Origin of the sequence: Oceanobacillus phoenicis (genome assembly GCF_047238145.1) — a bacterium.
GTDB lineage: Bacteria > Bacillota > Bacilli > Bacillales > Amphibacillaceae > Oceanobacillus.
In genome coordinates this window covers 487,434-500,978 of sequence record NZ_JBDFME010000001.1, presented here as the reverse complement: position 1 = coordinate 500,978, position 13,545 = coordinate 487,434, and the positions used below count along the sequence as shown (strand labels likewise).

The 13,545-nt window shown below is 34.9% G+C and carries 16 protein-coding genes; 13 read left to right on the top strand and 3 right to left on the bottom strand.

Annotation, left to right across the window (positions count from 1 at the left end):
• Positions 1–73 precede the first annotated feature (73 nt).
• The 6 genes from ABC346_RS02695 to ABC346_RS02670 all read left to right on the top strand — a co-directional run bounded on the left by ABC346_RS02695 (position 74) and on the right by ABC346_RS02670 (position 5,784).
• On the top strand, positions 74–349 hold the full coding sequence (locus ABC346_RS02695; protein WP_413233436.1) for an aldo/keto reductase: 276 nt from the start codon (positions 74–76) through the stop codon (positions 347–349).
• A gap of 888 nt (positions 350–1,237) precedes the next feature.
• Complete coding sequence (gene pgsB / locus ABC346_RS02690) at positions 1,238–2,431, top strand: poly-gamma-glutamate synthase PgsB (protein WP_413233435.1); 1,194 nt, start codon at positions 1,238–1,240, stop codon at positions 2,429–2,431.
• Positions 2,432–2,447: 16 nt separating this feature from the next.
• Positions 2,448–2,912, top strand: a complete 465-nt coding sequence (gene pgsC, locus ABC346_RS02685; protein WP_413233434.1) for a poly-gamma-glutamate biosynthesis protein PgsC — start codon at positions 2,448–2,450, stop codon at positions 2,910–2,912.
• Positions 2,913–2,923: 11 nt separating this feature from the next.
• Positions 2,924–3,085: a hypothetical protein gene (locus ABC346_RS02680; RefSeq protein ID WP_413233433.1), complete on the top strand. Its 162-nt coding sequence runs from the start codon at positions 2,924–2,926 to the stop codon at positions 3,083–3,085.
• A gap of 7 nt (positions 3,086–3,092) precedes the next feature.
• Positions 3,093–4,754: a gamma-glutamyltransferase family protein gene (locus tag ABC346_RS02675; protein WP_413233432.1), complete on the top strand. Its 1,662-nt coding sequence runs from the start codon at positions 3,093–3,095 to the stop codon at positions 4,752–4,754.
• 241 nt (positions 4,755–4,995) lie between these two features.
• Complete coding sequence (locus ABC346_RS02670) at positions 4,996–5,784, top strand: MBL fold metallo-hydrolase (RefSeq protein ID WP_413233431.1); 789 nt, start codon at positions 4,996–4,998, stop codon at positions 5,782–5,784.
• A 45-nt stretch (positions 5,785–5,829) separates the two neighbouring features.
• Here ABC346_RS02670 and ABC346_RS02665 read toward each other — a convergent pair whose 3' ends face one another.
• The 3 genes from ABC346_RS02665 to ABC346_RS02655 form a co-directional block, all read right to left on the bottom strand.
• Complete coding sequence (locus tag ABC346_RS02665; protein WP_413233430.1) at positions 5,830–7,365, bottom strand: flotillin family protein; 1,536 nt, start codon at positions 7,363–7,365, stop codon at positions 5,830–5,832.
• Positions 7,366–7,512: 147 nt separating this feature from the next.
• Entirely contained in the window at positions 7,513–7,968 is a 456-nt protein-coding gene (locus tag ABC346_RS02660; protein WP_413233429.1) for an ImmA/IrrE family metallo-endopeptidase, read from the bottom strand.
• Between the two features lie 133 nt (positions 7,969–8,101).
• A complete protein-coding gene (locus ABC346_RS02655) occupies positions 8,102–8,473 on the bottom strand; it encodes a helix-turn-helix domain-containing protein (protein WP_413233428.1) in 372 nt (123 codons plus the stop codon).
• Positions 8,474–8,641: 168 nt separating this feature from the next.
• Here ABC346_RS02655 and ABC346_RS02650 point away from each other — a divergent pair, with 168 nt between their 5' ends.
• From ABC346_RS02650 to ABC346_RS02620, 7 genes are all read left to right on the top strand, one after another.
• Complete coding sequence (locus ABC346_RS02650) at positions 8,642–8,839, top strand: XtrA/YqaO family protein (RefSeq protein ID WP_413233427.1); 198 nt, start codon at positions 8,642–8,644, stop codon at positions 8,837–8,839.
• Between the two features lie 88 nt (positions 8,840–8,927).
• A complete protein-coding gene (locus tag ABC346_RS02645) occupies positions 8,928–9,440 on the top strand; it encodes a sigma factor-like helix-turn-helix DNA-binding protein (RefSeq protein ID WP_413233426.1) in 513 nt (170 codons plus the stop codon).
• Between the two features lie 68 nt (positions 9,441–9,508).
• A complete protein-coding gene (locus ABC346_RS02640; RefSeq protein WP_413233425.1) occupies positions 9,509–10,018 on the top strand; it encodes a phage major tail protein, TP901-1 family in 510 nt (169 codons plus the stop codon).
• A gap of 56 nt (positions 10,019–10,074) precedes the next feature.
• A complete protein-coding gene (locus ABC346_RS02635) occupies positions 10,075–10,437 on the top strand; it encodes a tail assembly chaperone (RefSeq protein WP_413233424.1) in 363 nt (120 codons plus the stop codon).
• A 68-nt stretch (positions 10,438–10,505) separates the two neighbouring features.
• Complete coding sequence (locus ABC346_RS02630) at positions 10,506–10,814, top strand: hypothetical protein (protein ID WP_413233423.1); 309 nt, start codon at positions 10,506–10,508, stop codon at positions 10,812–10,814.
• A complete protein-coding gene (locus ABC346_RS02625; RefSeq protein WP_413233422.1) occupies positions 10,815–12,737 on the top strand; it encodes a phage tail protein in 1,923 nt (640 codons plus the stop codon).
• A gap of 15 nt (positions 12,738–12,752) precedes the next feature.
• Positions 12,753–13,544 carry a distal tail protein Dit gene (locus ABC346_RS02620; protein WP_413233421.1) on the top strand — a complete coding sequence of 264 codons (792 nt, stop codon included), beginning with the start codon at positions 12,753–12,755 and terminating at the stop codon, positions 13,542–13,544.
• The last annotated feature ends 1 nt before the right edge of the window (position 13,545 follow it).

Below are 13,545 nucleotides of genomic sequence, written 5' to 3'. Positions count from 1 at the left end.
TATTGCAGGGGAGAAAACTCCATTACAGGCTTGACAATTAGAACGATTAGCGTTCGCAGAAGGCCTTAATAATATGTTCAGCAATAAAATATTAATATCTATTGCAAAAACTCATAACAAATCTATCGCGCAGGTTATACTACGTTGCCTATCGAAACAAAACATTGTTTCTATACCTAAATTGGTGAATAATGAGCGTATAGTTGATAACTTTGACATTTTCGATGTTAAGTTAAACTTAGATGAAATCAATCAAATTAAGTCTCTTGATACCGGAGAAAGTCTATTTTTATCCTACCAAGATCCGGAAACTGCAAAAATGTTAGGTAACTTAAAAGTTGAGTTTTAAATTCAACTTTTCATAAGGTATAGTCTGCTGCAGATAGAGAAGAAGAGTTTAAAGTGACTTTTTAGTTAAGGAGTAAAGCGGTTTAAGTCCGTTGGAAATCTCTAAAAAAAACACTTTTCCCTATAGAGGAAAAGTGTTTTTTTTGCTTTGAATGACCAACTCGGTGTGAAAATTTACTTCATGGAAATTAGTAGGAATATTAGCTGTAGGTACATTTTTTCTGTGGCAAAAAAAATTATAAGATAACCTCAGTAGTAAATTAATTAGGAAAGAGTCTTTTAAAATATATAAGAAAATTAATTCAAGTAATTTATACAATCATCAACAAAGCAACTTTTCTATAAAATAATCAAAGTAAATTATATGTTAAATTTCTGTTTTAGTTATATTAAAATCGAGGAGTTTACTCATGACTAATTATTTGAAAGGGAGGCTTCCGTACCATCCGTCAAATTAAGAAAAAATCCGGTTTATATTAACAGAATAATTCGATATCTGCGCAAAAATAGTTAGAATCTATTATTTTTATGATCAAAAAGTAACCCAAATAAATAATTTCCAATAAATATAAAATACTATATTTGGAAAATAAATGGAAATTGAGTCAGAATTACTATTTCCCTGTCGTTAAATGCCGGTTATAGTGTAGGTGCAAGATATCGTAGTCACTGAAGTAGCGATTAGATTAATAAAAAAGGAGTGATAGGTACCTACATTGAAACGAAAAAAGTTCCAAAAGATTTTCAATCTCGATCGTGTTTAGAAGGCACAGAGCGGTAAGTGTTTTGTCATTTTTGGAAAATGACGCGTTTTCAAAAGGTGCTTATTTGAGTTTTTTATTAAAAGATCTAGGTAACCAATTTTAAAAATGATAATAGAGGTGAAAACATGTTGGAAGAGTTTCTAATCATTTTGTTATTAGCTTCCTTAGCTATTTTCTTTGGAGTTAAAGATAAGATGGTTAATGATAAAAATGTTGCAAGTATACCGGTACGTATAAATGTAAATGGAATTAGAGGTAAATCTACTGTTACTAGATTAATAACAGGGGTTTTACAAGAAGCCGGTTATCATACCGTTGGCAAAACGACAGGAACGGATGCGAGGATGTTATACTGGTTCGACTCTCAAGAGGCTCCTATTAATAGAAGATTGGAAGGTCCAAACATAGGTGAGCAAAGAAAAGTTATTTCGAAAGCATCCGATTTAAAAGCTGATGCTTTAGTAAGTGAATGTATGGCAGTTAAGCCTGATTATCAAATAGTATTCCAAGAAAAAATACTACAAGCGAATATTGGGTTGATTGTTAATGTTCTAGAAGATCATATGGACGTATTAGGGCCAACATTACAAGAAGTTGCAGATTCGTTTTCTGAAGCAATCCCTCATAATGGGGATCTGATTATTAATGATAGTCCCTTTGCGCCACACTTTAAACAGATGGCAAAACAAAGGAATACGAAAGTACATGTATGTGACACATCTATTATCTCGGAAGACTTTCTCAAAAAATTTGAGTATATGGTTTTCCCAGAAAATGCAGCACTAGCTCTAGCTGTGGCTGATGTTCTTGATATTGATCATGATACGGCTTTTAAAGGAATGCTAAAAGCTTGGCCAGATCCTGGTGCTATGCAGATAATTCCAATTGGGGATATGGATAATCCAAGCTTTTTAGTTAATGGATTCAGTGCGAACGATCCAATGTCTACTCTCAATATATGGGAGCGTGTCAAGCAATTGAGTTATCCTACAGACGAGCCAGTTGTTATCATGAATACCCGTTCGGACCGCTTAAATCGTACAGAACAGTTTATCAAACAAGTTTTACCAAATATAGAGGCAGAGACACTAATTGTAATGGGGGATAGCACAGGACTTATAGTAGAGGAGTATAAAAAAGGAACATTTCCTGTTAAGAACCTTTTAGATTTAGAAAAGACAAGCACCGATGAAATTGTACGAGTACTTAAGCCATACTTATCAGATAAGACTATCTATGGTATTGGAAATATCCATGGCGGGGCTGATGAATTAGTAAATCGACTTGAACAAATGAAAATAGTAAAAGAATCTGCTTAGAGAAAGGAATTAAAAAATGTTTGTATTTGATACAGGAGATGTTTATTTAGCTATAGCTGCCGGAGTAATTCTTAGTTTGTTTTATACAGAAAGGACAGGAATTATTCCAGCTGGATTAATTGTTCCGGGATATATTGCCATGATGGTTAACGCCCCAGTGAGTATTGTTGTTACATTTATGATTGCTTTTTTGACCTATTTAATTGTTATGAAAGTAATTGGCAAATTTACGATTTTATACGGAAGAAGAAAATTTACAGCTATGATTATCATTGGAATCATCATGAAAACAATTTTCGATTTTGGGCTACCGGGATATGCAATTCCAGAAGCAGTAGGTGGATTGGTTGCTATAGGGATTATTGTTCCTGGATTAATTGCAAATACGATTGAGAAACAAGGAGTCATACCAACAGTTGGAAGTACAATATTGCTTAGTGGATTTACGTTAGGAACAGTTGTATTAACAAATCTTATTTAGGAGGAATTTAAATGGAAGCTATTTTAGAAAAACCAAAAAAGAAACAACAATCAAGACTGACGTTCAAAGAGTGGGTATTAAAAACAGTTAAAATGCATAAGAAAAGAACAAGCATGGATACAGTTATGGGGTTAATCATCACTACGGTCGTTTTTTTATTATCTTTGGTGTAATTGAAAAATGAACAACAAGAAGCGTTTCATATATAATAAACGTTTTTACATCATTGTTATTGGCTTGGTTATATTGGTATCTTTAATTGTCTTGGGAGTTAAAAACTCAGGAAATGGTATTGAAGACGGCTCGACGGATAATGGTGATTTCACGCTCAATGATTCACCTTCAGAGGATAGCGGTCCCTACGGCGTATCGTCCGACAGTTCAATTGCAACGGAAGTTGGGATGAAAATAATTGAACAAGGTGGCAATGCTGTTGATGCTGCTATCGCAATTAGCTTTGTTTTAGGTGTAGCAGAACCGTATGGATCTGGAATTGGTGGTGGTGGAACGATGATAATTCATCCTAATAATAATCAAGACCCAGTAGTTTATGATTATCGTGAAACCGCACCAGATGATAATGTATCTTCAAGTGGCATAGGGGTTCCAGGTTTTATTAATGGAATGTACCGAGTTCATGAAGATTTTGGAATAATGGATATGGAACAGCTTATTGATCCTTCCATTCATTTTGCTGCAAATGGTATTACGGTTACAGAAACGCTGCATAATGCATTGAAAGCCGATGATGATCGTCTATCCGATTTAGATCATTTATTTCCAGATGGGGAGCCTATTCAAGAAGGAGAAGTTTTAGTACAAGAACAATTAGCAGAAACGTTAGAAGATATTCAAGAAAATGGTCCCCATGCTTTCTATCAAGGCGATATTGCGAATGAGATTACTGAAGAAGATAGTGATATCGAAGAGAAAGACTTGGAGACATATAAAACAGAAGTAAAAGATCCTATACAAGGGAAATTCGGCGATTATGATGTTTTAGCTCCTCCCCCACCATCGGGGGGTGTCATGTTAATTCAGGTTTTGGAAATGGCGGAGTCATTACAAATTGAAGAGACCAAAGACCACCCTTTGGCTTTTTCTTTAAAAATGGGATTAATTAATCGGATAAGTTATAGTGACCGTTTAGAAAATGTAGGTGACCCTAACTATACCGATGTCCCAATAGAAGAAATGATTTCAGAAGACCATATTCAAAATCTCGCATCAAAATTCCAAGGGCTTGATTTATCGGAAGAATATCTTAAAGAGTTGGAATCAGATGCTGATATAGAGAATCACGAGAACACGACACATTTTGTAGTAGTAGACAAAAACGGTATGATGGTTTCCGTAACGAATACACTAAGTGATTTATTTGGATCAGGGGAATATGTGGATGGATTTTTCTTAAATAATCAATTGAAAAACTTTAGTAATAAAGAGGATTCGCCAAATCTTCCTGAGGCTGGCAAGCGTCCTTTTAGTTACACATCGCCAACAATATTAACGAAAGACGATTCTCCTGTAATAGGCATTGGTAGTGCTGGTGGAAGAAAAATTACATCAATGATTGCTCAACAGTTAGTGAAAACCATTAAATTCAATGAACCAATCCAAGCGTCGGTGAACAGTCCTAGAACGTTTCTAGAATTTAACGAGGATGTACTGCAAGTTGAGAAGGATTCCATATTTTTAACGAATCCTGAAGATCTTGGCCTCGATGTTCAATATGTGGATGACACGTCTTATCACGGAAGTGTCCAGGGATTAATTATTGATAATGATAAAATACATGGTTTTAATGACAATAATAGAGACGGCACTTGGAAATCAAAATAATACAATGCTGATGAAGCGTCCGATTCCCATCAACTAACATGTCGTGGACAAGAAGCCCCGGCATGTTAGTAAAAATCAGATCAATATAAGCTGGGAAACAACCTGCCGAAAAATATTAAAAAAGACTTTCTCTTTTATATAGAGCAAGTCTTTTTTTGTGAAGATCAAAATGACTGACTATTCATTCATTTTTGTGGTAAAGTTATAGTAAACGTAAAATTATAAAGGAGAGTGAACCAGTGTGCTTGAAATTTATGATAAAGAAAATATAACCTGTGTTGAAATGACTGCTCCTAAAATGAGTAAAGTATTTATATTTTTAGTCGATGGAATGTTAGTCGATACTGGTCCACAACGATTTGAATCGGAGTTAATTGATTTTTATAAGAATATAACATTTGATTCCGTAGTTCTTACCCATAATCATGAAGATCATACTGGTACAGCTCCCTGGATACAAGATCATTTAAATGTACCAATTTATCTGCATTCTAAAGGAATAGAACTTTGTTCTGACGACACTCCTTATCCGAAATATCGTCAATTAACCTGGGGAGTAAGGAGACCTTTTAAACCTATTGCTGTTAAAGATATGGTTCAATCTCAAAAGAAAGAATGGGAAGTAATCTATACACCAGGTCATGCGAATGATCATATTTGCTTGCTGGATAAACAATCAGGAACGCTGTTTTCTGGTGATTTATTTGTATCATCAAAAACAAAAGTAATCATGAAAGATGAATCGATTCCTCAGATCATGAATTCAATTCGTACCATCCTTAGCTACGATATTCGATCAATATTTTGTTGTCATGCTGGGTATGTTCCAAATGGAAAAGAGAAGTTGAAGCAAAAATTAGATTATCTTGAAAACCTTTATGGAGAAATTAAATTTTTATATGAAAAAGGCAGCTCTATAGAGGAAATTCATTCGAAATTATTTCCAAAGAATTATTCAATAATAGCTGTATCGAATGGAGAATGGGATTCTATGCATATTGTTACTTCCATCGTTAATGATTTAAGGTAATAACAGAGCCCCCCGCTCTGGAGGGCTTTGTTCAACTATATCGTATTATTCTTCTATATTATCATCCCTTTTTTCTTCTGTTGCAGTTCCTTCTGAAGTTTTCGGTTCATCTACGGCTGCGACTTCATTTTTGGGTTGATTAATTTTCGATGCAAGGGCTTGTATGGGCTCTTTTGTATCGGTTGTATTATTTCCTCCACCTGTAATGCGGTTTAACATCGCATTTAAATCCAAGCCAGTCATTTGTTTTAAACTATCTTGCATGTTGGTCATCATTGATGTAACAGAATTTGGAATGCGGTCCATGCCTTTACCGTCGCCATTGTCTAATATGCGGATAGAGTCTACATTGGAGATTGGTTCGGATACTGCACGAGCAAACTCCGGAAGCATTTCAATTACCATTTCAAGTAACATAACTTCTTTGTGTTCATCAATCGCTTTCGCACGCTCACGTATTGCTTGCACTTCTGCTTGGCTCTTCTTAGCAATAACTTCTGCCTCTGCTTCCCCAGCACGTTTTTTCGCTTCAGCAGCAGCCTCAGCGCGTTTTACTTCCTCATAATAATCTGCCTCAGCAGCAGCTCTACGTACTTCTACTTCTTTTTGTTCTAATTCAACTTTACGCTGTCTCTCTAATAATTGAATGTCTAATTCTTCTTGTTTTTTCTGACGATCAACTTTAAGTCGTTCACTTTCGACTTCTAGAGAGCGTTCTGCTTGCTCTAAGGAGTATGCAGCTTCTGTTCTTGCACGCTCCCGATCTGTTTCAGCCTTAATTTTCGCATCGGTAAGTTCCTTGGCTTTTCGAGACTCAGAGATACTGATTTCTTTTTCATAACGTTCAATTTCCACTTGTTCATTCATCTGTGCTTTATGAATTTCTGTTTCTCTTCTGTTCGTAGCTTCTGCAATCTCAGCATGTTTTCTAATTTGTGCAGTTTCCGGTCTACCTAAGTTCGTTAAGTAATCGCTGTTATCTACATCACGTAAATCAGTTAGACCTAAACTAGTGATACGGAATCCCATATCATCAAGCTGTTTCTGGGCGATTTCTGTAACTTGTTGGTTAAAGCTCTCTCGATCATTATTAATATCTTCAACTGTTAACTTGGCAAGAATGGCCCTTAAGTTAGCAGCTAATACTTCGGTAATTTCTTCATCGATCTCATCTTGGTCTTTACCTAGAAATTGTTCTGCGTATCTAGCAATACCTTCTAGAGAATCAGCTACCTTTAACATAGCGACTGCCTCAGCTTCAATGGGTACCCCTTTTAATGTATGTACAGTTGGACTGGTTATTTGTAATTGAAATGCTGTTAAAGGAACTGGTGTAGATGTTTGGAACATTCTCAAACGGTGTCCACCACCACGAATGACTTTCATATATCTGCCTTGATCATCCTGAAATATATTTCTTTCTTTTTCTGGGTCTCCGAGCTTTGGCCCTGTAATTATTAAAGCAACATTTGAGGGAACAGTTTTATAACGTAGTTTCATATAGATAAACCATACAATACCCCCAATAATTGCTAAACCTAGTAATGCTAATAAAATCGTAATGATTAACATAGACTCCATCAAATCACTCCTATAAAAATATATAATTTCCTGCTAGTACTTTTGGCACCTCTCTTTCTATTCAGTCACTAACATTCACAATATCAAATGTATTTGATTATTTCTATAAATTATTAAAATTTATTTGGAAAAATCAGAGAATCTGACCTACTTATTCTTTAAGTGGCTAGGACCGTATAAATGATTTTGTTGATACATTTCTAGTCGGCGTGAGGCAAATGGTTCTGTTACTTTAAATGTTCTTGCTATTGATAAAGCATGCCAATTTTTTTGTTGCACTAGCATAAATGTTGGGATGCAAAAATGGTATGAAAAATAATTTGCTTGATATTCCTGGAGTTCGAAAAATAGAGGATGCATCAATAGCTGATTTCCACTATGTCTCAAGTAATGACACACCTCATGACCAAATTCTTGCCATTTTTGTTCTTGCGTACCTTTGCGAAGAATGATTTCATCATTAAAGCGAAAAGCAACATTTCCATAACTTACTTTAATTCCTAAACGATCGGCAATAGTAATAATATTTAACTGGGAAGGAGAAGAGACTTTGATTGATTTATAAAGGTGATGGATATAATCTTCTAGGTGTGAGTAATGCATGATTACCTCCAATTAAGAACGTATGTTCTATTTTATGTTATAAAAAAAGGTGCTTTCTTCATTGCACCTTCCAATTATTACCTTAATTTGGTAATTATAGTATAAGGTCCTTCTATAAAAATTGCAATAGAACTTAGGCGTTATTTTCATTTTGACTTTTCTTGAATTTGATGTAGTCATAAACATCTTGGATATCTTTCGAGGTAAAGTTTGCTAAATCATTAAACATTAACTCTGCTTCTGGAAACTCTTCTTGAATTTTTTCAATGAATTGCTGTTTTTCATCGTTAGTCTTCAGCTTACCTTCATTTGTACGTCCTAATAAAAAGTCCGTAGATACTTCAAAAATAGAGGCAAATCGACTTAGTTCGTCTCCACGAATTGGCCTATCCCCTGCTTCAATTCGATTCATTACACTTACATTAATTTGAGCAACTTTCGCTAATTCTTTTTGGCTCCAATGTTTCGCTTCGCGTAATTGAATAATACGATTTCCGATATCCATTATTTCATACCACCTATATTTTCTGATTTAGAAATTTATTATAGCATATTTAATAATTGACTGCTAATTTATTTCTTTTTCGGAAATTTTATTGTTGACATTTTTGAAATAGAAATGTACGATAAGTTTACGATTTCTAAAACAGAAATTAAGGAAAGGAGGATAAATATGCGATTAAAAGATATCCTCGTTCAAGAAGATCACTTGCCTTATTCCGCCAAAGAGGAGGACAAGCCTTTTGTTATTGTCTACTCAAATGGAAAAACAAAGATGTCGTATTTGCCGGATCATGGAGAGACAAAAATCATAACTCATCAAGGACAAGTAAAACGTGTTTGTTTTGATGAGGGAGAAGAGTTCAAATAGTATCGCGTGCTACCAGCTAACTGGAGGACATGAGATAACGTTACTGACGTTGCTCATGTCCTTTTTCATTTTAAAGGAGGGATTATTAATGGGAAGAAAACTTGAAGATAAAAATTGGGTAGATCACTTATTAGCAGAGTACGAACATGGAAAAAAAGCATTAGAGGATATGAAGAAAAAATTAGACCCAGAAGTTGAAATGGAACAAAAAGATATCAAAGTAATTGATGAAATGATCAAAGATATGTCCTATGCCATGAATTGGATGCGTATTGGACGAGAACCAGACAGTTATGGTGGAGTTGATAAACGTTCAGCATACCAGCGTAGAGTTATGTACGATATGGATTTATTACCATCCTTAGAGATAGAACCGACGGAAAGAAAGCTTACGGAAAACGAGAAAGTCATGATAACGGAAATATTGTTGGTGCTATCTGCACGAGAAAGGCAGTGCTACCTGTTGCATATGGCGCAAGGGTGGAGTATGGGTGAAATATCTGAGGAACTTAACATTGCGAAATCTTCTGTGCAACAATTTATCCAAAGAGCGAAAAAGAAAGTCGCTTGTCGTACGAAAGACATACAAGCCCACCTATAGGATGAAGGGGGACAACAGAAAATTAGTATTCTCTTCAACAAATTAGATATTTATAGGAGGAATTTTAAATGGCAGAGATGTTACAGGGAAAAAACAAAGTTTTATTATTTCGTTTACTAAATGAAAGTACAAATCAGGCTGCAAAGCTAGTGTTCCAAACGGAACATACATTTTCATACTCACGTGCACTTGATCGTATTATCACGAAAGATGGAACAATTGTAAAAGTTGGGGAATTAGAGTCTGAAGTAAGTATTGAGGCAATTCAGTCTAAAGATGACCCAGTACGAGAAATGTTAGAAGGTGCAGTGAAAAAAGGTGAAAAAATTGAGTTATGGGAAGTAACCGTAGATGAAGCACTAAAAGAGGGAGATAAATACCCAGCTGTATATGCTCAAGGATACTTAGATTCATGGGAGAGTGCTGCGAATGCGGAAGAACAAGCAACAGTATCAAGTAACTTCATTGTAGAATTAGAGCCTCAAGTTGGGATGGCCACATTAACTGCTGAACAAGAAGAAGCTGTTCAGTACGTGTTTCAAGATACTGTAGTAGAAGAAACACCAGTAAATGAGTAAAAAATAAAGAGAGCACAATACGTGCTCTCTAAATCTTGTAAAAGGTGGTATTTCGTATGGAATTTAAAGTTAATAACAAAGAGTATGCATTAAAATTTGGTATAAAGTTTATTAGACAATTAGATGAGGTATATAAAGTTGATTATCAAGGGTTGGAATTCGGAATGGGAGTGAACTTAGCTTATATCAATTTAGTACAAAAAAACCCTACTGTTTTGGTTGAGGTTATTAAAGCTGGGATTTCACATCACACTAATACCCCGAAACAATCAACGATTGAATTAGCTATTGAAGAATATGCAGAAATACATGACGGTTTATCAACTTTATTCACTGAATTATTGGATGAGCTGGGAAAGTCGGTAATGGTCAAAGACACACTCAAAGACTTTCAGGAAAAAGCGGTAAAAAACAAGTAAGGGAAACCTCAAGGGATACGTACGAAACAATTATTATTAATTGTTTTCGATATCTTGGGTTTACATCGTTGGAAGATATTGACTGTTTAACGATGTACGAATATACACTCAGAATGCGATCGTATTATTTAACTAGAGTGGACAAAGAGTATGATATGCACCTTCAAGCATGGCTAAATCACCAAGTTAAAACCAAGCGAACCAAAGGATCCTCTAAAAATCCAAAGCAGGAGTATGTGTATAAAACGTTTCATGATTTCTTTAATTATGAAAAACGATTAAAGAAGGTTGATATAAATCATAAAGATGTTACCACAGAGGAAAAGAAAATGGCTATGGTGGCTGAAGGAGTGAACAAAAGGGAGGAGGTGGAATAAATGTCTAACAGTTTATCTGTAGAGCATTACTTGGAAATAACCGGAGTTAAAAATTATGTGAATCAATTCAAAAATATGTCTAACGAAGTAGGTGCGCTAGGTAATCAACTTATTGATACGGGAAGTTCAGTAAATGGGCTTGTAGATCAATTAAGTGCAGTAAGCGGAGGAATTGGTCCGTTTAAACAATTACAGGATTATCTACAATCTGATACAGTCCAAAGTTTCACAGGGGTATTTACAGGTTTGGTTGGTGCTGTTGATAATACTACTGCTGCAATCCAATCGATGCAAGATGTGGCCAAGAGCCTTCCTAACGCATTTAATTCAATCCAATCAACTGGGAAGAAGTTGTGGGGGGTATTAAAAGCAAATCCTATTCTTACTATTGTTTCTGTGATAGCTGGATTAATAGGGGTTCTTTTTCAATTATATCAAACCAATGAAACGGTTCGAGGAGCAATTGACTCTGCATGGGCAGCAATACAGTCGGTATTTACAGGTACGGTCGATTCCATGAGTAGTATTGATATATCAGGTATTATTTCTACCATCGTCACTACTTTAACTACTATGCTCCCAGTCATGCTAGAAACAGGAATTAGTTTTTTACAAGGTTTTATTAATGGTGTACTTCAGCAAGCACCTCTATTAATAGAGATGGTGACGAGCTTAATCCAGACCATTTTAGGTACATTTACAACCATGCTTCCATTACTAATTGAGGTATTCTCAGGAGTAGTAACATCACTCATTGATTCTATTGTGATCATGTTACCATTACTAATTACGACGATAATTATGTTAATAACAACTATTACTGAAACAATTATCTTATATCTTCCTATGATTTTAGATATGGGAATCCAATTAATAACGGCAATTATCAATGGTTTATTAGTTGCTTTACCAATGATTGTTGAAACTATATTAACAATTGTGACCACATTTATAAACTTAATTGTGGAAAGTCTACCAATGGTTATCGAAGCGGGGATTAGTATATTAACGTCATTAATAAACGGGATAATTACTGTCATACCACAATTATTAAATGTTGGTATGCAACTCATTACATCACTTGTTAATACGGTAATCCAGCTATTACCTGGTTTGATTCAAACGGGTATTCAACTATTAATGTCTTTAATACAAGGTATATTACAAGTACTGCCGTCCTTAATTAGTACAGGAATTCAATTAATTATGCAATTAGCGAAAACAATTTTATCTATGCTACCACAATTATTAAGTGCTGGTGTACAAATCGTACTATCACTATTAAATGGTATTGGTAGTTTACTTGTTCAACTGTTATCGATCGGTAGAGATTTAGTTGCTCGAGTGTTAAGCGGAATTGCTGAAAAGGTGTCCGGACTAGCTACGGCAGGAAAAGATATGGTATTTAAAGCAATAGAGGGTGTGAAAGAAGCAGCGGATAGGTTTGTAACAGCAGGTAAGGATCTTATCTCTGGAATGATTACAGGTATAAAAGATAAGGCGAAAGATCTGGTTAGTTCTGCTGTTCAAGCAGCCAAAGATGCAGTAAACGGTGTATTAAGTTTCTTAGGTATTAAATCTCCATCAAGGTTATTTATGGGGATTGGTGATGACACAATGGAAGGGTTTATTGTTGGAGTTAACCAAATGTCAGGTAAGCTAAGTAAAGCAATGATAAATGTAACAAACGGTGCAACAAAGGCATTTCATGCAGAGATGAGCCCTAACTTGGATTTAGCAGGAGAAGTTAATAACGTACACCAATTTTCTAATCCTCAAAATGTAGCAGTTCAATCGAATATCGAACAAGCAAATCAACCAGCATATATTAATCTACGAATTGGAAATAGCGATTTTCAATCTTTTGTGGAAGATATCTCACATGTACAAGAAAGAAAAGCTTTTCGAACTAGAAGAGTATAAAAAGGGGGAAAGTATATGTATGTATTTACGGATACAACTCCTAGAGAGGAGCCTTTTACAGGCTCCTTTTCTCTACAAACCATTTTCAATAACGTAAATATAGATAATCTTTTATCGGATAAACAAGGAAGGTTTATAACTACGTCTATTTCCGGAAGAAATCTGGCTTCAAAGTCTATAGAAACAAATGAGTATCTAGGTATGCATGGTTTAAGAGAAGGAGATTTTAAATACGAACCAAGAGAAATAGTTGTGAGTTTTTTACTGGAAGATAAAACAAACTCAGGATTTCGCCATAAATTCCAACAACTCTATTCTGTTTTGCAAGGTCAAAAAAGAAAGTTAAGGTTTACTGATGAAAATGCCTACTATCTCGCGACATTTAAAGAAGTGGATATACCAGAGGAGAATTCAAATTCCATAGAAGGAAGTTTGATCTTTTTGTGTACAGATCCCGCGAAATACTTTGAGCGTATAGAGACAGATATTCATCTGGGGAGTGATTTGTATTCTATTGAGTCAATAGAGCCAACATCTTGGGAGATAAAGGTTAATTTTACGGAGAATGTAAGTTATTTTTCATTTAATGAAAGTAATGGAATTTATCTTTATCTTAACTATGAATTTATTGAAGGGGATCAATTGTCCATAGAATTCGATAAGAGAAGAGTTTTACTTAATAGTGAACATGACCTAAGAAAAACTGTTAGTGTACAATCGCGTTATCACCAATTAGTACCTGGAGATACGGAAATTATTACAAGCCACGATTGTACATTAATTTATAATAAAAAAGATTATTCATAGA